The organism is Phenylobacterium sp., from assembly GCF_035276905.1.
In the GTDB taxonomy this organism is placed as follows: Bacteria; Pseudomonadota; Alphaproteobacteria; order Caulobacterales; family Caulobacteraceae; genus Phenylobacterium.
The window spans coordinates 1-18,248 of the sequence record NZ_DATELG010000220.1; the positions used below are offsets into that span (position 1 = coordinate 1).

Here is an 18,248-nt window from a genome sequence, read left to right on the forward strand (position 1 = left end):
GCATGTCCTCGATGCCGCCGCTCAGCGCCGCGACCAGGCGGGTCAGCCCGCGGGCGCCCTCGCGGCGCTCGTTCAGCCGCTCGCGCAGGCCCAGCAGGCTGCGGGCCGCGACGCTCAGCTCGGCGCGGGTTGCGGCCACAGTGGCCGGATCGAGCGCGCCGGCCAGCTCGTCGAGGGCGCCGATCAGCCGGCCGACGCCGTCGACCGCGAGCGCCAGCACCTCGCCGGCCGCGAGGAAGCGCTGCTCGATGACCGAACGGGCCTGTTCCAAGCCCTGGATCACCGGCGCGGCGGCCCGCGCGGCGTCGTCCGAGAGGACCTCGGTCCGGGGTGAAGTCAGAGCCATGGGCACGCTGTCCAGCACATGTGAACGCGTCCTGCGTTCCCTGCCGCATCTTCCGCCGGCATGTGCGAAGCCCCGGTAAACGCGTGCGCGAGGTGAAGGCCGACCGCCTAAGCCTCGTCATCCTCCTGCCGGTCCCAGCCGCCTCCCTGGCCGTCCTCGAAGTCGGGCAGGACGGTGAAGAGCGCCAGCAGGCCGCCGATGAAGCAGACGATGCCGAAGATCTGGGTCTCGCTGAGCGGCGCCGGCTGTGGCTCGGCCTCTTGCGCCGCCAGGATGTCCGGCGCGGGCTTCCAACCGACTGGCATGGCGCCGGCGGTCCCGCAGCGGACCGTGCGGCCCTGCAGGTCGTTGCAGGTCGGCGCCGCCAGGGCCGCGGGAGCCGCTAGAAGGACGCTGACGAAGGCCAGGACCGCAAGCCGCATGACGGTCATCCTGCTGCGTGGACGGCGGATCATCCTACTTAGCTCCTCCTGCCACACTCGGTTCCGCTCCTCCTGCCGATCCGGCCCCCTCTTGCCCCGCGGCGCGCAATCTGAGACGTCCCGCCTTTCGCTGAAGGGCCCGGTCGGAACGTCGTGGGTGGTCGGGAAGGTTTGAGCGTCGCCGTCATCGGCGGCGGGCCGGCGGGGCTGATCGCGGCCGAGGCGCTGAGCGCCGCCGGCTGCGGCGTCACTGTCTACGAGCGCATGCCGACCTTCGGGCGCAAGTTGCTGATCGCCGGCCGCGGCGGCCTGAACCTGACGCACTCCGAGCCTTTCGCGCGCTTCAAGAGCCGTTACGGCGAGGCCGGTGCGCGGATCGGGCCCTGTCTGGACGCCTTCCCGCCCGAGGCCCTGGTCGCCTGGGCCGACGGGCTGGGACAGCCGACCTTCGTCGGCAGCAGCGGCCGGGTGTTCCCCAGGGCGCTCAAGGCCTCGCCGCTGCTGCGCGCCTGGCTGAGGAGGCTGACCGAGCAAGGGGTGAACCTGCGGCCGCGGGCCGAGTGGCTGGGCTGGGACGAAGCGGGCGCGCTGGTGTTCCGCGACCTGCCGCCGGCGCGCCCCGACGCGGTGGTGCTGGCGCTGGGGGGAGCGAGCTGGCCCAAGCTCGGCTCGACCGGCGCCTGGGCCGAGCTGCTGAAGGCGCGGGGCGTCGCGGTCGCGCCGTTCCGCCCGGCCAACTGCGGCTTCGTCGCGGACTGGAGCGAGCCTTTCCGCGCGCGGTTCGCCGGCGCGCCGCTGAAGCCCCTGGCGCTGAGCTTCGAAGGCCGCAGGCTTCGCGGCGAGGCGGTGGTCACCGACTACGGCCTGGAGGGCGGCGGGATCTATGCGCTCTCGGCCCCCTTGCGCGACGCCATCGCCCGCGAGGGCACGGCGGTGCTGGAGCTCGACCTGCGCCCGGACCTCGCCGAGGACGCGCTCGCCCGCAGGCTCTCGCGCCCGCGTGGCGGCCAGTCGCTGGCGAACTTTCTGCGCAAGACCGCCGGCCTTCCGCCGGTGGCGGTGAACCTGATCCGCGAAGCCGCCGGCGGTGCGGTCCCGGTGGATCTCGCCCATGCCATCAAGCACGTGCCGGTGGTGCTGACGGCGCCCCGCGGCCTGGAGCGGGCCATCTCATCCGCCGGTGGGATCGCCTGGTCGGCGGTGGACGAGCGCCTGATGCTCAAGGCGCTGCCGGGTGTCTTCGTCGCCGGCGAAATGCTGGATTGGGAAGCGCCGACCGGCGGCTATCTGCTGCAGGCCTGCTTCGCCACCGGGGCGGCGGCGGCGAAGGGCGTGCTGGCCCGGCTGGCCGTGGGCGCTGTGATGTAGACGCCACTTTCGGCCCTGCGGGCTGAGCCGGCTCCACAATAAGGTGACGTTTAACCTGTGCTGTGTTTCGATCACATCGGCGGGGGGCGTGAACGGTGAGTGCCGCTTCATGCCGGATACATCTGCGCGTCCGGTCGATCCCCTGGATCAACGGATCGGTCGCGCGTTGCTGCGCGGGCGGAATGACGAAGGCGTCCTCGCTGTGGAGGATGGCCAGGTCGTCGCCTGCACCGACCATGCCCGAGAGCTGCTCGGCTGCGAGGGGCGCGCCGTGCTGGGCGCGACGGTCGTCGAGCTGATCGACCAGCTCGACGGCGAACTCCTGCAGCTGCACCTGCGCCGCGCCCTGGTGGACGAGACCGCAGTCGAGTTCGTGGTCGAGCGTCCGCGCCGCCCGGACGGGTGGATCGAGATCCGCAGCCTGCCGCTGTCCCCCGGCGTCGCCTTCCTGCTGCGCGACGTCACCGACCGCGAACGGAGCGAGCGGGCGATCCGGCGCAAGGAGCAGCGCCTGCTGGCCGCGAACCGCAGCCTGCGGCTGGCGCACACCGCGGCGCATGCGGCGAGCTGGGAGTGGCGCTGGGGCCGCTCGCTGCGCTGGCTCGACCTGGCGGCCGCGCGCGAGCTCGCCAGCCTCCCGCCGGCCTGGACCGACGACGAGGAGATCGACGATTGGCGCCGAGTGATGCCGAAGGCCGGGCGGCGCGCGTTCGACCGGGCGATCAAGACCCTTGAGGCCGCGGGGTCGGCCTCGTTCGAGCTGGAGGTGGTCGGCGCCGACGGCGCGCAGCATTGGATGCGCATCGACTGCGCGGTCACCGAGCGCGACGAGGGCGGGACGCCGACGCGGATCAGCGGGGTGACCGTGGACATCACCGAGACCAAGCGGGCCGACGAGCGGCTGCGCGCCGAGGTGACGCACCGCAAGCGCTCGGAAGAGCGCCAGCAGTTGCTGGTCCACGAGCTCAATCACCGGGTCAAGAACATGTTGGCCACGGTGCAGTCCGTGGCCCGCCAGAGCCTGGGCTCGCCCGAGCTGCGCGGTCCGGCTCGCGACTTCGAGGAACGGCTGATGGCGCTCGCCTGGGCCTACGAGATCATCACCCGCGAGCGCTGGTCCGGCGCCTCGCTGCGCGAGGTGATCCAGCGCACCATGGCGCCGCACATGGACCGTGCGTCGAACCGGCTGGCGCTGGACGGGCCCGAGCTGTGGCTGTCGCCCAACGGGGCGCTGTCGCTGGCGCTGGCCATGCACGAGCTGGCGACCAATGCGGTCAAGTACGGCGCGCTTTCGGAGGAGACCGGCCACGTGGGGGTGCGCTGGCGCGTCCGCGACCGGCCGGGCACGCGCCGGCTCGAGCTGGAATGGCGCGAAAGCGGCGGCCCGCCGGTGGTTCCGCCCATCCGGCGCGGCTTCGGCTCGCGGCTGATCGAGCGCAGCCTCTCGCGCGAGCTGCACGGCGAGGTGAAGCTGGACTTCGAACCGTCGGGGCTGGTCTGCCGGGTGGTGGGCCTGCTGCCGCAAGGGGCTTGAGATGCAGGCCCGAGCCGACGCCTGCGCCGCACCAACTTTCGCTTACGGTTAATCGTCAGCGCCGGAATTCTTGACTGATTGTCGGAATTCGGACGGACTGCGGGCGTCGCGCGGACGATGATCTGGAATCGTCGGGTCGTGTGGAAAGCGAGGGGCCGTGGAGTCGAGACAAACCCCGGAGAAGGGCAAGTCCGAGAGCGGATTGCGTGTGCTGACCCGGGCGTGGCGCGACAGCTATTTCCTGAGGAAGAGCGCGCAGCTCTCGGTCGCCTGGCTGGGACTGGCCATCATCGCGGCGCGAAGCGGCCCGTGGTCGGTCAGCGACCTGATCGTCCTGGTCGTCCTCCTGGGCTTCGGGCTCTGGCGCTGACGCGGGAGCACAGCACTCGACGGTCAGGCGGGCGGCGCCGGCGCTCCGCTCAGACGGCGCAGGGCCCGATAGCAGGCTCGGCTGAGGTCCAGGATGCCCGGAACGTCCAGCAGGCGCCGCGCGATCGCCTCGATCGAATGGCCGATCGAGGCGGCGATAAAGGTCTTCGAATCGCCCGGCGGCGGCTCGGGGGCCGGTTGGATCGATGAGAAGTCGCGCAGGGTCTTGAAAGCTCGGATGCGGCGGGCGATGCGCACGTAGCTCGCGCCGGCGACCATCCGATCCAGCGCCTCGCCGACGTCCTCGGCCGCGCGGCGGGCGTCGCCGGCGCGTCCGGCCACGGCGCCATGCTCGCGCCAGCCCAGCGGCTGGTCCAGCCTCTCGACCAGGTCGGCGGTGGTCTCGAAGACGTGGATGTTCGGGTCCTCGCCGATCCAGTTCACCATCTCGGCGAAGACCGGCAGGGGGCGGATCAGCACCGGCTTCTTGGCCGCGAGCGCGTTCAGCAGCGGAATGCCGAAGCCCTCGTAGTGGCTGGGGAAGACGATGGCCGAGGCGTCGCGATAGACCGCGCCGATCTCCTCGTGGCTCAGCTCGCCGGCCCGCAGCCGCAGGACGTTCGGATAAGCCCTGATGCCGGTCGGGGCGTAGAGGCCCTCGTCGACCGGCTCCGGCTCCTCGCTGGGACCGGCCAGCACCACGACCGTGCGGTCCGGATCGGCCTCGGCCAGGGCGTTGACCGTGGCGGCCACCTCCTTGTGCCAGAAGTGGTTGCCGACCACGAAGACGAAGCCGGGCGGCGCCGGGGCCGCGGCGCCGTCGAGGGGCAGCTCGTAGTCGGCGAGGTCGAGCGAGTGCAGGCTGCGGGCGCGCTTCACGTCCGCGCCGATCGGAAGGCGCCGCTCGATCTGCGCCCCGGTCAGCTCCGAGGTCACCGCTAGCAGGTCGAGATGCTCGAGCACGAAGGTCCAGTAGCGTGAGAGCTTCTGGCTGGTGAGCTGGGCGCAATCCAGGGAGATCGTGTCGAGCATGAAGACGCCGATGGTGGCGGCCTTCATGATCAGGCGCTCCAGCGTGTTCCAGTCGAAGGGCTGGCCGACCCGGAATACCGCCGCGAACACTTCCGGACCGTGCGGGTCGCAGCGCGGCGCTCCGTAACGGGCGTAGCCGTGGAAGTCGTAGACCTCGGGGCTGGCCAGCACGTGCAGGCGGTAGCGGTCGCCCCAGAGTTCGGCGGCCGCGGCCAGCAGCTGCTCCCCGGCGATCATGGTGCCGTTGTGCGCCGTGGTGAAGGTGGAGAAATCCAGCGCCACGTCGATGCGGCCGTCGGAGTCCGGCAGGAGCGCGCCCAGCAGCAGCTCGGCCCGCTGTTCGGCGGAGTCGAAATAGTCGTCGGCGAGGCGATCGTATTCGGGATACCGGGCGACCAGGATCTCGCGGTTGCGGGCCTCCAGGGCCAGGGCTTCCGGGCTGCGTCCGAACGAGGTGTGGCCCTCGTGCCAGACGAAGGCGTGGTTGGCCAGCACGGCGCGATAGCCGCGCCGCCCGGCGCGCATGATGAGGTCGTTCTCTTCGTTGTAGCCGCGGCCGTAGATCTCGTCGAAACCGCCGAACTCGGCCAGGATGCCCCAGCGGATCAGCAGGCAGAACCCGACCGCGGTCGGCACGTAGCTGAGCTCGGGCAGCAGCGGGGAAAGCTGGCGCCAGCCCGCCTCGGCCTCGATCGCCGAGGCGTCGCGGAACCGGTCCTGGTAGGGCAGGGTGGCCAGGGTCGCATTGTTCGACCGCGGATTGACGAAGCCGATCATCGGGTCCAGCCGGCTCACGCGGACCATTTCCCTGAAGGCGCCGGGGACGACCACGGTGTCTGAATTCAGCAGCAGCAGGTCCATCCCGCGGCCGACCGCCTCGGCGATCACCCGGTTGCAGGAGCCCACGAAGCCCAGGTTCCGCGGATTGTTCTGCACGCGCCAGGTGAAGGCCGAGCCGATCTTCGCCGTCAGCTCCTCCAGCGCGGCCGCGAGCTCCGAATCGTCCGGCGAATCGTTGACGAACAGCACCTCGGCGTCGATCGCGCGCAGCTCCTCGGCGCAGCGCAGCAGCGAGGCGCCCAGCTGGCGGGCCAGCTCGGCGTGGCGGTAGAACAGCGCGGCGAGGAGGACGGGACGCGGGGCGGACGCCTGCGCGAAAGCCCGGCCGAGCCGCCCTTCGGCCCGCTCGGCCGATGCGAACGCGCGCCCGGCCGCCGCAGGCGCAACTGCGCCGGCGCCCGGCGCGGCCCCCTTGGGAACCGCCTGCTGTTCGATGATCACACCAAGCTTCGAAGCCATGTTCGTTTTCTGTTACGCGGCGCCTTTCCAATGGCAACGAAAAACCCGGCGAAGCGCTTTAACCTAGAGGCGGTTTGTCTCGCTTGGACCCTCGCTTGCACAGTAATTCCGGTCGTCATCGAGAAATTTCACCTGCAATTGCTTGAGATTGGCAGGCGGTTCTCGCCGGGCTCCCTCAAATGTTGCTCAGACGCAAAAAATTTCTCCGGCTGCCATCAGGAGAAGGCTTTCGCGCAGTCAAATGCCCGCCAAGTCATCGAGCGGACGAAATGCGACGGGATCGTGACGCCGGCCGCTCCGGGATCGATTCTGTCGCCCGACGTCGCTTTCAGGTCTCGGCCGGCGTCCCGCCCGCTGCTCTACGGATTCGGGTAGGGCATCGGCCGGGCGCCGAGGAGCGCGGCGTTCGCCTGCGGCGACCTTGGCAAGCCGTGCTTCCAAGCCGGGCGGAGGCCGGGGCGCTGGCCCCGGCCTTTCTTCATGGTCAGCGCCGGCTTCGTGGTCAGCGCCGGCTTCGTGTCAGTGCCGGATTTGCGAGTGCTCGCCCCCCGGCCGGGCGATGTCGCTGAGCGCTTCGCCTGCCGGCATCGCCGCGCCCCCTTGCGCCAGGTCGCTCAGCGAGACGACGCCGACCAGCCGCTTCTCGCGGCTCAGCACCGGCAGTCGCCGCACCTGCAGTTCGCCCATGTTGCGAAGGACCGCCGAGACGTCCTCGTCCTCGTAGCAGTACCGGACCTCGTTGCTCATGACGTCGCGGATCCTGGTCTCGGGGGACTTGCCTTCGGCGACCCCGCGCACGGCGATGTCGCGGTCGGTGATGATCCCCACCAGGCGGTCGTTCTCGCCCACCGGCAACATGCCGGAGTCGCAGTCGGCCATCATCTTCGCCGCCTCGCAGATGGATTCCTGGGGGCTGGCGATCGTGACGTCGCGCGTCATGCATTCGCTCACACGCATCTCGCATCCTCCTTGGCTGAGGAGCCCGCCGCGCCGGCCCGACGCGCAGGCTGCGCGCGGAGAACGGGCGCCGCCGCACCTCGTTCCGGTGGACGCCGCGTCGGCGCGGCGGCGCCGACGCGCGCATCTCGCCTACGAGCGGCTGGTGGTGAAGCCGAGCAATCTGTTCGTCTCGACAAGGTGGAGGCCGCCGCGCGCCCGATGCGCGCGCCTCCGTCAGCCGCGGCGCGTCAGGTCGTGCCTAGATCCGGCGTCCGGGCGCTCCCGCCCGTCGCGCGCCACGTCGGGCGCAGGGCGCTCCAGCGGGTAATACGTCGAGCATCCGGCATACCAGTCGGCGACCTGCAGCAGCGCGCGTCCGACATGACCGAGCACGCCGGTATTCGCCGCCAACTCGACCGCATCGCCATGCTTGGGCATGCGCGCAACCTCCCCATCCGAGTTGTTTCACTCGATTGAGGCAAATGATGTCACAAACCCGCGGCCGCACAAGGGGGCTCGATCTGCGGAATCGATGAATTTCTTGAGCTTGAATATCTAGGCCTGGGGCGCGCGCCGACCGAGACCACGACGCCGGCAGGAGGGCGCGAAGTCGTGATCGGCGCGCACCAGCGCTGCGGGACAGGCCTCAGCCTGCGGCGGCCAGCTTCGGAGCCTGGCCTTGCTCGGCGTCGATCCGCGCCCGCAGCAGCCGCCGGAACAGCGCCAGGCCGTTGTCGGCGAAGATGTAGCCCATGCCATCCTCGCCGTACTCGTCGATCACCTTCTGCTGGGCCTCGATCATGTCCTTGTCTTCCTGGAAGCCGGTCGTGAGCCGGGCCGCGAGCTTGCGGGTGAGGTCGGCGTTCGAGATGTCGAAGTTGTGCGCGTAGGTCCAGAAGAAGTGGGAGTGGTGCTCGTCCTCGGGCGTGACGATCTGGGTGGCGCGGAACTGCATCGCCTGCGGCACGCGCACCCCCTCCGGAGCGCCCGTGCCGGCCGGGGCGCTGCCGGAATCCATCAGGAACACATTGCCCGCGATCTGCAGCTCATAGATGTTCCAGCGGTCGATGGGCCCCTGGAAGGTCTCGACCCCCCGAAGATAGGGCGCGATCTCCGGCTCGCCGGGGTACCAGCGCGTGATCCTGACGCCGCCGTCCGTCTGCTCGATCTTCGGCCGCGTCGCCGCGATCGTCGCCGAACCGCCCAGCGTGTTCTCGTGGACGAACGTCAGGTGCGAGAAGTCCATGAGGTTGTCGAGGATCAGCCGGTAGTCGGCGTCGTAGTGGATGTAGGCCGGGATCGAGGCCCACGCCGGGTCGTCCTGGAAGTGGCAGTCCGGAACGAGATCCGGGTCGGCCAGCGCCGGATCGCCCATCCAGACCCAGATCAGCTTCCAGCGCTCGACGACCGGGTAGGCGCGGATGTCGAGGTTCGGCGACGGACGCGACTTGCCGGGCTCCTCGACGCACACGCCGTCGGCGTCGAACACGAGGCCGTGGTACATGCAGCGGACGCAGTCGCCTTCCTTGCGCCCGATCGACAGCGGCGCGAAGCGGTGGCTGCAGCGATCCCTCAGCACGGCGGCCGAGCCGTCGCTCTTGCGGTAGAAGACGACCGCATCGCCGAGCAGCTTGCGCGGCAGCAGCTTGTCGCCCTCGACCTCGTGGCCCCATGCGCCGGCGTACCAGGCGTTGCGCAGAAACATGCTGCGACCTCCCTTGAAAATTTGCGCAAGAGTGGCGCGCGGCGTAACGGGAGGAAATGTCGGCCGGTCAAAACCCTTGGCCATTTCGCAAAACGAGCGCCGGGATGGGCGCGATGACACAGCCGCCGTTCTACTACATCTACGGCGTCCCCGCCCGCGAGGCCGATGGCCAGTTCGTGCACGTCGAGCGGGTGCTCGACCGGGCGCATCTGCACGATGGCCATGTGGAGCTGCACAGCCATCCGCACCTCAATCAGATCAGCCTGTGGCGTCAGGCGCGCGGCGTCTACCTGTTGGACGGCGAAGGCATCGAGCTGGCGGCCGACGCCCTGACCTTGATGCCCGCGGGCGTGGTGCACGGCTTCGACATCGAGCCGCCGTCGGACGCCGTCGTCGTCAGCATCGCAATGGGCTTTTCCTCCGTCGTGCTGGGCGGGGAGGAGGACGCGCTCTGGGCGCTGTGGCGCCGGCCGGCGGTCGTGCCGCTCTCGCCGGAGGCCGCCCGGCGCTTCGACGCTCTCTTTTCGGCGGTGGAGGAGGAGTACAGGTTTCCCGGCGCCCACGGCGATGCGGCGCTCGCTTGCTATGTGCGGCTGATCCTCATCTCCGCGGCGCGGCTTTTGGAGCACCGGTCGGCGCAGACGCTGGCCTCGCCGCAGCAGGCCCTCGTCTCGGCCTTCCTGGCCCTGGTCGAGGAGAAGCTGCGGGCGCGCTGGTCGATCGCGCAGTACGTCGAGGCGCTCGGGACCACGCCCTATCTCCTGAACACCGCGACCAAGGCCGCGCTGGGCCGGTCTCCGTCGGAGATGCTGCGCGAGCGCCTGGTCGACGAGGCCAAGCGGCTGCTGCTGTTCTCCAAGGTGACCGTCGGCGAGGTGGGCTTCGCCCTGGGGTTCGACGATCCGGCGCATTTCGGCCGCTTCTTCCAGGCCGAGGCGGGCCGATCGCCCGCCGCCTGGCGACGGGAACAGATCGCCCGGCGCCTGCGGGCCTGAGTCAGGCCAGCGCCACGCCGGTCAGCTCGCCAAGCTTGGCCACGAGCCGGTCCTGGAAGGCGGCGTCGGTGACTTCGGCGGCCGGCGCCGCCTGGCGCATGTCGCGCCAGTAGCCGCCGCTGACGGCGGCGGCGGCCTCGTCGCTGACCGCCAGCCAGGCTTGGGTCCGCTGGCCCGTCTGAAGATCGACCGGGGCTCTGGGCCCGCCCATCCTGGTCCGCGCCCAGCCGGGATCGACGGCGTTGCTCAGCACGTCCGGCCAGCGCCGGCCGAGCGCGACGGCGAGCGCCGCCACCTGCAGCTTGCTCTCGGCATAGGCGCGCGCCGCATCCCACCGCCGCTCGACCCAGTCGATGTCGCGCAGCGAGCCCTCGCCGCCGCGATGCAGGCCGCTGCTCAGGTAGATCAGCCGGCGCGGCCGCTCGATGAGCGCCGTCAGCATGTACGGCGCGAGCGTATTGACGGCCAAGGTGGTCGCGTGACCCTCGGGCGTCGGCCGCCGGCTCGGCTCGAGGTAGACGCCGGCGTTGTGGATCACCGCATCCATCCGCCCGACCGCATTGACCTGATCGGCGATCCGGCGAACGTCCGCGGCGCCGGCGAGGTCGCCGATCGCGACGCCCGCCGCCCCCCAGGCAAGGTCCGCCACCGCTGCGGCCCGGTCCTGCGAACGGGCGTGGAGGACGACGTCGTGGCCTTGCGCCAACAGGGTCTCCGCCGTGCCGCGGCCCAGTCCCTCGGTGCTGCCGGTGATGAAGATGCGCGCCATGACGGTCCTTGCCGGGCGGGTCGTCCCTGCAAACGATCCGCAAGGCCTCCGGCTGCAGCGCGCGCCGCAGCCGGAGGGACGGCGACCAGCGCTTAGGCCGCCGGATAGGTCATTCCGTAGGCGCCGTAGACCTGCTGCCCGTAGTCGCGGTCGAACCGAGGCTCGTCATCGGCGTAATGCGGCGCGTTCTTGATGGCGTCCTTGTCGAGCGCCACGACATAACCTTTCTGGTCGACGTCGTAGGTGAGCGCTTCCCAGGGCAAGGGATAGTAATCGCTGCCGACGCCGAGCATGCCGCCGAACTGCAGCACGGCGTATTCGACTTGGCCTGATCGCTTGTCCACCATCAGATTATGGATGCTTCCGAGTTTCTCGCCTTCCTGGTTGTAAACAGCTGTGCCCTCGACCTTGTCAGACGCGATGAGGTCGTAGGTTTCATCGGTCGAGAGCGGAGCTTTGGGTTCGGTCATGTGCGGTCTCCTGGTTGGACCCGCTGAACGCATCCGGCCGCGTCGCGCGCGCCTTGAGGACAAACACTTTCACGCGATTGGCGCCCCGGCGAGCCGCCGATCCGGCGGTGGAGAAAGCCGCGCTAAGGCAACGCCTCGAACTATTCTGCGCCCGCCCAGGGTTTCACCTTGTCTGCGATCGTCGATGAGAGTCCGTAATCGCTGACGTTGGCCTGATCGATATCGAGGTCGAACGTCCAGAGGTGCAAGTACTTGGTCGTCGAGCTCAGGGCGACGGCGAGCAAAGTAAGGTCCGACTCCGGCAGCAAGAGGCTTGCGCTGTAGCCTCGCTGTTCGGGGGCGGAACGCGGCAGGTAGAACCAGCCCACGCGATCCAATCCACGCCGGCCGAACCGCATTCGCGGGCCGACGGGCGAGAAGTGGACGCGCACGTCGTGTCCTCGATGTTCCTGGGGCGCGAGAATGCGGCCCTCCAGCTCGATCGAGCGCACCAGGTCCAAGCCGCCTTGGAATCTGTCCTTGCGTGGGGTGTGCTTGTGGCTCAGGCCGACGTGAAGCGTCCAATCCCAAGCCAGAATCTCAATGAGCAGACGGCCATTGAAGAAGCTGGGGTCCAACGCCGCGCCGCCGCTGTCCTCGGTTTCCACGCGCCGCCGCTCCACGATCCCGTTCGGTAAGGGCTGTTGTACGTGTTTTGTTCCAAGGCGCAAGTTTCCGAAACAGGCGTATTGGCCGGGCTGCCGGTCACATGTTCGTTTCGCGCCGTGGCGTGGGATAGCGGCGCAGCATCTTCCAGTCCTTGTGGCCGGTGACGAGCGAGACCTGTTCGATGCGGAAGCCGGCTTCGAACAGGCGGCTGGCGCCTTCGTGGCGCAGGTCGTGGAAGTGCAGGTCCTCGATGCGCAGGACCTGGCAGGCGCGGGTGAAGACGTTGCTCACGGACTTGTGGTTGCAGGGGAAGATGCAGTCGTCCTCGTTGCTGCGGATCGACCGCTGCTCCTCGATCAGCGCCAGGGCGTCGTAGCCGGAGACGGCCAGCAGCGGGATGCGCTGGTCGTTGCCCTTCTTCTCGCGCGGGTCCTTGCGGTCGCGGATCGTCAGCATTTTGGTGCGCTCGTTAAGGTCGCTCCAGGTGACGCGGCAGATCTCCTCCTGGCGCATGGCGGTGGCCACCGCGAACTTGATGATCCTGCCCATCGGGATCAGCTGGCGCGGGTTGCCGTCGAAGTGGGCGATGAGCTTGCCGAGTTCGCGCTTGAGCATGAGCAGCGTCGCGTCCTTCGAGCGGCCGGGCGCCTTGCCGACCTCGCTCATGTCGGCGACGTGCAGGTCGACCAGGTCTTCGAAGGTGGCGATGCCGCGAGCGCGCGCCGACGTCGGCAGTTCGCCGCGGTCGATGCGGCCCTCCATATCGGTGGCCCAGCGGCGGGCGTCCTCGCGTCTTTGGAAGCTCTCGCTTACATAACGACCCTTGTGGCGCACCTGGGCACGCCAGGAGCCGGACGCGAGCTTGGTGAAAGAGGCCATTTTCGTGTGCGCTCGGTGTGCAATGAGGCGTCGTAGGTACGAGTAAAACTGCGCGTCATGGCGTAAAATCGCGTAATTCAGTCTTGCATCAACTCATTGAAGTTACGAGAAAAGTGCCGCAATTTCAAGCCAATAGATTTTCTATTGCACCGATGATGGACTGGACGGATCGGCATTGCCGGATGCTGCACCGGCAACTGTCGTCGCGCGCGCTGCTCTACACCGAGATGCTGACGACCGGGGCCGTGCTGCACGGGGACCGCGAGCGGCTGCTGGCCTTCGATGCAGGCGAGCATCCGGTGGCGCTACAGCTGGGGGGCTCGGAGCCGGCGGATCTGGCGGCGGCTGCGCGGATCGGCGAGGCGCAGGGCTACCGGGAGATCAACCTCAACGTCGGCTGTCCCTCCGACCGGGTGCAGTCCGGCCGCTTCGGCGCCTGCCTGATGCGCGAGCCGGAGCTGGTCGCCGAGTGCATGGCCGCGATCGTCGCGGCGGTGAAGGTCCCGGCCACGGTGAAGTGCCGCACCGGCGTCGACGACCAGGACCCGGAGGAGAGCCTCTTCACGCTCGTGGACCTTTGCGCCCAGGCGGGCGTGCGCCGGTTCATCGTCCACGCGCGCAAGGCCTGGCTGAAGGGGCTGTCGCCGAAGGAGAACCGGGACGTGCCGCCGCTCGACTATCCGCTGGTCTGGCGGCTGAAGCGCGAGCGGCCGCAGCTGACCATCGACATCAACGGCGGGATCGCCGACCTCGACGAGGCCGAGCGGCACCTGCAGCACATCGACGGCGTCATGCTCGGCCGCGCCGCCTATCACACGCCGGGGCTGTTGGGCGACGTCGACCGGCGGATCTTCGGCGAGGCGGGGCCGGCGGTGGACGCCGCCGAGGCGGTCGAGCGCTACCGCGCTTACGTCGCGCGGGAGCTTGCCCGCGGGACCCATCTGGCGGCGATGACGCGCCACATGCTGGGGCTGTTCCATGGCCAGCCGGGCGCGCGCGCCTGGCGGCGGATCCTGACGGTGGAGGGGGTCAAGCCGGGCGCGGGCCTGGAGGTGATCGACCGCGCGCTGGCGGCGGTGGCCGGGTCAGGGCCGCAGGAACAGCGCCTGGCGGGTGGCCTGGAAGCTGGAGAGGCGGCCTAGATAGCTCATTCCCAGCAGCGAGGCGTCGAGCCCCTTCTCGATCACCAGCGCGTCGACGTCCTCAAGCCTGGCGCCGGCGACGCTGACCGCGGCCAGCTTCACCGAGGCGGCCCGCGCCTTGCCGCCGGCGGTCACCACGCTGGAGCCGTAGTGCAGGCTGGCCAGGTCGATGCCGAGCCGCCGGGCGTCCGCGGGCGTCAGCGCGACCGCGGTGGCGCCGGTGTCGACCAGGAAGCGCACGCGCGCGCCGTTGACCTCGCCGTCGGCCCAGAAGTGGCCGTCGCTGGCCTTCATCACCGCCCCGCCCTGGCGGGGCGGCAGGGACCCGGCGGTCGTGGAGGGGAGCTCCACGGTCGCCGCACGCAGGGCGGCGGGGCGCTGGTGGTCGGCCAGACGAACGACGGCCTCGGCGGAGCCCATCGCCGAAACGGACGCCACCACCGCGACCATCGCCAGCCGGAACATGTCGGCCACCCAGGCTTCTCCACCCGCCGCAGCCCGTCTGGGCTCCTTGTCGCGCGAACCTTAGGCGCGGGGTCCTTTGCAAGCCGTGAATAGAGGCCCGGTCAGGCGATCTCGACGCATCGCAGGTTCGCCGCGAGCTGGACCAGCAAATCCTTGGACGGACGATAGACCTTGCGGAAGCGGCCGGCGTCCCAGCCGCAGTCGCCGCAGGCGCAGACCCCGCCGAGATAGCAGCTCGGCGTCAGCTCGTTCAGGCGCACGCTCTGGCCGTCCCCGACCGCGCGGATGCTGGTTATGGTGTAGAGCGTCCCAAGCACTGGCATGATCTGGCTCTCGGGGCGGCTGGGCGTGTCATCGATGCATTCGACGATGTCGCCGGAGGTGAAATCGCACAAGCTGAAGCTACGCCTCGTCAAGCCTTGCGCCTCCTGGCCGGGGCGCCCTTTGCCAAAATCCAACCGAACCTAACGAGCATTTGGCCCGAAGGCTGCTGCGGCCAAGTGAAGCTGGCGCAGCGCAAGGTCCCCGTTGGCTCCGGAGGATGGCCCCGGAATGCACCCGATGGTCTTCGGGACAGGGGCGCGCATGGTCTTGGGGCTTTCGAGCGCGCGGAGCCTCCTCATGCCCCTAACAGAATACTCGCCCGGCCAAGCCTTCCCCGGCGTCATCGGCCGCACCTTCGACGTCTCCAAGCCCGCGTGGCCCAAGCCCAATCGGGCGCGCGCCGGCTCGCCCAACGTCCTTTTCATCGTCCTCGACGACACCGGCTTCGGTCACCTCGGCTGCTACGGCAGCCCGATCCGGACGCCGCACCTGGACGCCCTGGCCGCCGACGGCCTGCGGTTCAACAACATGCACACCACCGCGCTCTGCTCGCCGTCGCGGTCCTGCATCCTGACCGGCCGCAACCACCACTCCAACGGCATGGCGTGCATCACCGAGGGCTCGACCGGCTATCCCGGGAGCGACGGCTACATCCCCTTCGAGAACGGCTTCTTGTCGGAGATCCTGCTGCAGCACGGCTACAGCACCTACGCCCTCGGCAAGTGGCACCTGACGCCGGCGGAGGCGAACTCGGCCGCGGGGCCCTATGACCGCTGGCCGCTGGGCCGCGGCTTCGAGCGGTACTACGGCTTCCTGGGCGGGGACACCCATCAGTACTATCCGGAGCTCGTCCGCGACAACTCGCAGACCGAGCCCGAGAAGACGCCCGAGGAGGGCTATCACCTGACGCCGGACCTGGTGGAGAAGGCCAAGGCGATGATCGCCGACGCCAAGCAGGTCGCGCCGGACAAGCCGTTCTTCCTCTACTTCTGCCCCGGCGCCATGCACGCGCCGCACCATGTGCCGAAGGAATGGGCCGACCGTTACAAGGGCCAGTTCGACGACGGCTGGGACGCCTATCGCCAGAAGGTGTTCGCCCGGCAGAAGGAGCTGGGGATCGTGCCGGCAGGCGCAAAGCTCTCGCGCCATGACCCCGACGTGCAGGACTGGGACAAGCTGCCGGCGGACGAGCGCAGGCTCTACGCCAGGATGATGGAGGTGTTCGCCGGCTTCCTGGAGCACACCGACCACCACGTCGGCGAACTGATCGGCTTTCTGAAGGAGATGGGCGAGTACGAGAACACCCTGATCATGCTGATCTCCGACAACGGCGCCAGCCCCGAGGGCGGCCCGACCGGCTCGGTCAACGAGGGCAAGTTCTTCAACAACGTGCCCGAGAACTTGCAGCAGAACCTGGCCGCGATCGACGACCTGGGCGGGCCCAAGTACTTCAACCACTACGCCTGGGGCTGGACGCACGCCGGCAACACGCCGTTCCGGCGCTGGAAGCGCGAGACCTACCGCGGTGGAACCGCCGATCCGTTCATCGTCTGCTGGCCGAAGGGCATCAAGGCCAAGGGCGAGGTCCGCACCCAGTACGCCCACGCCATCGACATGGTCCCCACCGTGCTCGACGCGCTGGGGATCGATGCGCCGCCCCAGATCCGCGGCGTCACCCAGTCACCGATCCAGGGCCTCAGCCTGAAGTCGTCATTTGACGATCCCCAGGCGCCGGCGCTGCACGTCACCCAATACTTCGAGATGCTGGGCCACCGGTCGCTCTATCACGACGGCTGGCGCGCGGTGTGCCCATGGCCGGGGACCTCTTTCAGCGAGTCCGGCCGCCAGTTCGGCGCGCCGATCGACTACGACCTGCTGACCGAGCTCGATGCGAAGGGGTGGGAACTCTACAACCTGAAGGAAGACTTCTGCGAGACCATCAATCTCGCCGATCAGGAGCGCGAGCGGCTCATCGCCATGATCGGCATGTGGTACGTCGAGGCCGGCAAGTACAATGTGCTGCCGATCGACAGCCGCGGCACGCTGCGCTTCGCCGACGAGCGTCCGGAGATCGCGGTCGGCCGCGACAGGTACGTCTACTATCCCGGCACCCAGACGGTGCCGCTGAACGCCGCGCCGCGGCTGGTGAACGTGCCGCATCGGGTGTCGGTGCACGCCAACGTGCCGAAGGGCGGGGCCGAGGGCGCCCTGATGTCGATGGGCGGCTGCGACGGCGGCTTCAGCTTCTACGTCAAGGACGGCAAGCTGACCTACGGCTACAACTATGTCGCCGACCAGCGCTTCAAGGTGATCGCCGACAGCCCGATCCCCGAGGGCGACCACGTCTTCAGCTTCGAGTTCACCCCGACCGGCAAGCCGGACGTCGCTCACGGCAAGGGCGCGCCCGCCAATATCAGGCTCTATGTCGACGGCCGGCCGGTCGGCGAGGGCGACCTGCCGGTGACCATTCCGCTCACGCTGGGCCTGGCTGCCGGGGTCTGCATCGGCGCGGACGCCGGGGCGCCGGTCATGGACGACGAGTACCACTCGCCGTTCGCCTTTTCGGGCATGGTGAAGAAGGCCCTGATCGACATCTCCGGCAAGCCGATCGAGGACAAGGAGGAAGCCGCCAAGGCCTATCTCAAGGCGGCGATGGCGCGGCAGTAGGCGCGCTCAGCCCACACCATTCGCCGGCCCGAGCTTCTCGGGCGGGATCCGGCCGCGGCGGTGCGGAAGGTCGCTCATCACCGCCTCGCGCCCGGCGTCGGTCAGCCGGATCCAGTCGGCGATCTCGGCCAATGAGCGGAAGCAGCCGAGGCAGAGGCCGCTCTCGGGATCGACGGAGCAGACCTGGACGCAAGGGCTCTTGATGGGCCGGGGCGGGCCGGGCTGAGGCATCGGCGGTGCATGCCTTCGGTCCCGGAAGATTACAAGATGTTTATCTGTGATCTGAACGGTGTTCGGTATTTCTCAGATTTAATGTCGATATAGGTTCATTACCGCCAATTCATTTGAGAATATATTGGATAGGTTGCAGATTATGGACAGACGGACACTGAGCCTGGAGAGATCTGATGAACGTCGCCGCTGTCACCCTCGCTTCCCTCAGCTTGGCCTCCGCCGCCAGCTTGGCTGTCGCGCAGCCCGCCACGGACGTGGATTACCTGAAGGCCAGCCGCTGCCGCGGCCTCGCCGTCGGCCTGGGCGTCGACGCCTCGGCCATCAACAGCTACCTGAAGCATGCGGCCGGCGGCCGCTCGCCGGCGATCCTCGCCCGGGCGGACGAAGAGTTCGACCGCGCCAAGCGCGAGGCGCGCGGCGCCGACGGCAAGGACCGGCTGCAGGCCGAGCTTTCCGGCCCCTGCGCGGCCTACGCCTCGGCCTCCACCGGCGCCTCGGCCGGCTGACCCGCGTTTTCCTCCCCGAGCTAGACCCCCGCCTCTACGCGCCGGCCTCCCCCAGCCGGCGCGTCTTTTTCTTGCCAGCGGAGCCGCGGGAACCCACCTTCGCCATGAGCTTTCCCTTATCCGGGAGCGGCGCGG

At 69.2% G+C, this 18,248-nt stretch carries 20 protein-coding genes; 7 read left to right on the forward strand and 13 right to left on the reverse strand.

All coding sequences use genetic code 11. From position 1 onward, the window contains the following. On the reverse strand, window positions 1-346 hold a 346-nt coding region (locus VJS38_RS10285), incomplete at its 3' end, for a hypothetical protein (protein WP_414692432.1). Between the two features lie 107 nt (window positions 347-453). Beyond that, window positions 454-768 (reverse strand): hypothetical protein, encoded by a 315-nt coding sequence (locus VJS38_RS10290; protein ID WP_324088056.1) that lies wholly within the window; start codon window positions 766-768, stop codon window positions 454-456. Between the two features lie 171 nt (window positions 769-939). Here VJS38_RS10290 and VJS38_RS10295 point away from each other — a divergent pair, with 171 nt between their 5' ends. From VJS38_RS10295 to VJS38_RS10305, 3 genes are all read left to right on the forward strand, one after another. Beyond that, window positions 940-2,136, forward strand: coding sequence for an NAD(P)/FAD-dependent oxidoreductase (locus VJS38_RS10295; protein WP_414692433.1), 1,197 nt, complete (start codon window positions 940-942; stop codon window positions 2,134-2,136). A 109-nt stretch (window positions 2,137-2,245) separates the two neighbouring features. Next, window positions 2,246-3,670 (forward strand): sensor histidine kinase, encoded by a 1,425-nt coding sequence (locus VJS38_RS10300; RefSeq protein ID WP_324088058.1) that lies wholly within the window; start codon window positions 2,246-2,248, stop codon window positions 3,668-3,670. A 157-nt stretch (window positions 3,671-3,827) separates the two neighbouring features. Then, window positions 3,828-4,040, forward strand: coding sequence for a hypothetical protein (locus VJS38_RS10305; protein WP_324088059.1), 213 nt, complete (start codon window positions 3,828-3,830; stop codon window positions 4,038-4,040). A gap of 23 nt (window positions 4,041-4,063) precedes the next feature. Here the strand turns inward: VJS38_RS10305 and VJS38_RS10310 are convergent, their stop codons facing one another. The 4 genes from VJS38_RS10310 to VJS38_RS10325 all read right to left on the reverse strand — a co-directional run bounded on the left by VJS38_RS10310 (window position 4,064) and on the right by VJS38_RS10325 (window position 9,014). Continuing rightward, window positions 4,064-6,370 (reverse strand): glycosyltransferase, encoded by a 2,307-nt coding sequence (locus VJS38_RS10310; RefSeq protein WP_324088060.1) that lies wholly within the window; start codon window positions 6,368-6,370, stop codon window positions 4,064-4,066. Window positions 6,371-6,889: 519 nt separating this feature from the next. Beyond that, on the reverse strand, window positions 6,890-7,327 hold the full coding sequence (locus tag VJS38_RS10315; RefSeq protein ID WP_324088061.1) for a CBS domain-containing protein: 438 nt from the start codon (window positions 7,325-7,327) through the stop codon (window positions 6,890-6,892). 216 nt (window positions 7,328-7,543) lie between these two features. Next, the gene (locus VJS38_RS10320) at window positions 7,544-7,747 is read right to left on the reverse strand and encodes a hypothetical protein (RefSeq protein WP_324088062.1); all 204 of its coding nucleotides are present in this window, start codon (window positions 7,745-7,747) and stop codon (window positions 7,544-7,546) included. Window positions 7,748-7,955: 208 nt separating this feature from the next. After that, window positions 7,956-9,014 (reverse strand): aromatic ring-hydroxylating dioxygenase subunit alpha, encoded by a 1,059-nt coding sequence (locus VJS38_RS10325; protein WP_324088063.1) that lies wholly within the window; start codon window positions 9,012-9,014, stop codon window positions 7,956-7,958. 104 nt (window positions 9,015-9,118) lie between these two features. Here VJS38_RS10325 and VJS38_RS10330 point away from each other — a divergent pair, with 104 nt between their 5' ends. After that, window positions 9,119-10,009, forward strand: a complete 891-nt coding sequence (locus VJS38_RS10330; RefSeq protein WP_324088064.1) for a helix-turn-helix domain-containing protein — start codon at window positions 9,119-9,121, stop codon at window positions 10,007-10,009. A gap of 1 nt (window position 10,010) precedes the next feature. On the opposite strand, the gene VJS38_RS10335 is transcribed toward VJS38_RS10330, so the two are convergent. The 4 genes from VJS38_RS10335 to VJS38_RS10350 all read right to left on the reverse strand — a co-directional run bounded on the left by VJS38_RS10335 (window position 10,011) and on the right by VJS38_RS10350 (window position 12,775). Then, complete coding sequence (locus VJS38_RS10335; protein ID WP_324088065.1) at window positions 10,011-10,778, reverse strand: SDR family NAD(P)-dependent oxidoreductase; 768 nt, start codon at window positions 10,776-10,778, stop codon at window positions 10,011-10,013. Window positions 10,779-10,870: 92 nt separating this feature from the next. Beyond that, window positions 10,871-11,248, reverse strand: coding sequence for a PRC-barrel domain-containing protein (locus VJS38_RS10340; RefSeq protein ID WP_324088066.1), 378 nt, complete (start codon window positions 11,246-11,248; stop codon window positions 10,871-10,873). A 140-nt stretch (window positions 11,249-11,388) separates the two neighbouring features. Then, on the reverse strand, window positions 11,389-11,895 hold the full coding sequence (locus tag VJS38_RS10345; protein ID WP_324088067.1) for a hypothetical protein: 507 nt from the start codon (window positions 11,893-11,895) through the stop codon (window positions 11,389-11,391). 97 nt (window positions 11,896-11,992) lie between these two features. Beyond that, window positions 11,993-12,775, reverse strand: a complete 783-nt coding sequence (locus VJS38_RS10350) for a site-specific integrase (RefSeq protein ID WP_324088068.1) — start codon at window positions 12,773-12,775, stop codon at window positions 11,993-11,995. Window positions 12,776-12,870: 95 nt separating this feature from the next. On the opposite strand from VJS38_RS10350, the gene dusA reads away from it, so the two are divergent. Next, the gene (gene dusA / locus VJS38_RS10355) at window positions 12,871-13,917 is read left to right on the forward strand and encodes a tRNA dihydrouridine(20/20a) synthase DusA (protein ID WP_324088083.1); all 1,047 of its coding nucleotides are present in this window, start codon (window positions 12,871-12,873) and stop codon (window positions 13,915-13,917) included. On the opposite strand, the gene VJS38_RS10360 is transcribed toward dusA, so the two are convergent. Both VJS38_RS10360 and VJS38_RS10365 read right to left on the reverse strand, forming a co-directional pair. Further along, window positions 13,861-14,382 (reverse strand): TIGR02281 family clan AA aspartic protease, encoded by a 522-nt coding sequence (locus tag VJS38_RS10360; protein WP_324088084.1) that lies wholly within the window; start codon window positions 14,380-14,382, stop codon window positions 13,861-13,863. The genes dusA and VJS38_RS10360 overlap by 57 nt on opposite strands. Window positions 14,383-14,483: 101 nt before the next feature. Next, window positions 14,484-14,798, reverse strand: a complete 315-nt coding sequence (locus VJS38_RS10365; RefSeq protein ID WP_324088069.1) for a hypothetical protein — start codon at window positions 14,796-14,798, stop codon at window positions 14,484-14,486. A 205-nt stretch (window positions 14,799-15,003) separates the two neighbouring features. Here VJS38_RS10365 and VJS38_RS10370 point away from each other — a divergent pair, with 205 nt between their 5' ends. Further along, window positions 15,004-17,373, forward strand: a complete 2,370-nt coding sequence (locus tag VJS38_RS10370) for an arylsulfatase (RefSeq protein WP_324088070.1) — start codon at window positions 15,004-15,006, stop codon at window positions 17,371-17,373. Window positions 17,374-17,379: 6 nt separating this feature from the next. Here the strand turns inward: VJS38_RS10370 and VJS38_RS10375 are convergent, their stop codons facing one another. Continuing rightward, window positions 17,380-17,604, reverse strand: coding sequence for a DUF1289 domain-containing protein (locus VJS38_RS10375; protein ID WP_324088071.1), 225 nt, complete (start codon window positions 17,602-17,604; stop codon window positions 17,380-17,382). Window positions 17,605-17,780: 176 nt separating this feature from the next. On the opposite strand from VJS38_RS10375, the gene VJS38_RS10380 reads away from it, so the two are divergent. Further along, entirely contained in the window at window positions 17,781-18,113 is a 333-nt protein-coding gene (locus VJS38_RS10380; protein WP_324088072.1) for a hypothetical protein, read from the forward strand. Window positions 18,114-18,248: the final 135 nt, after the last annotated feature.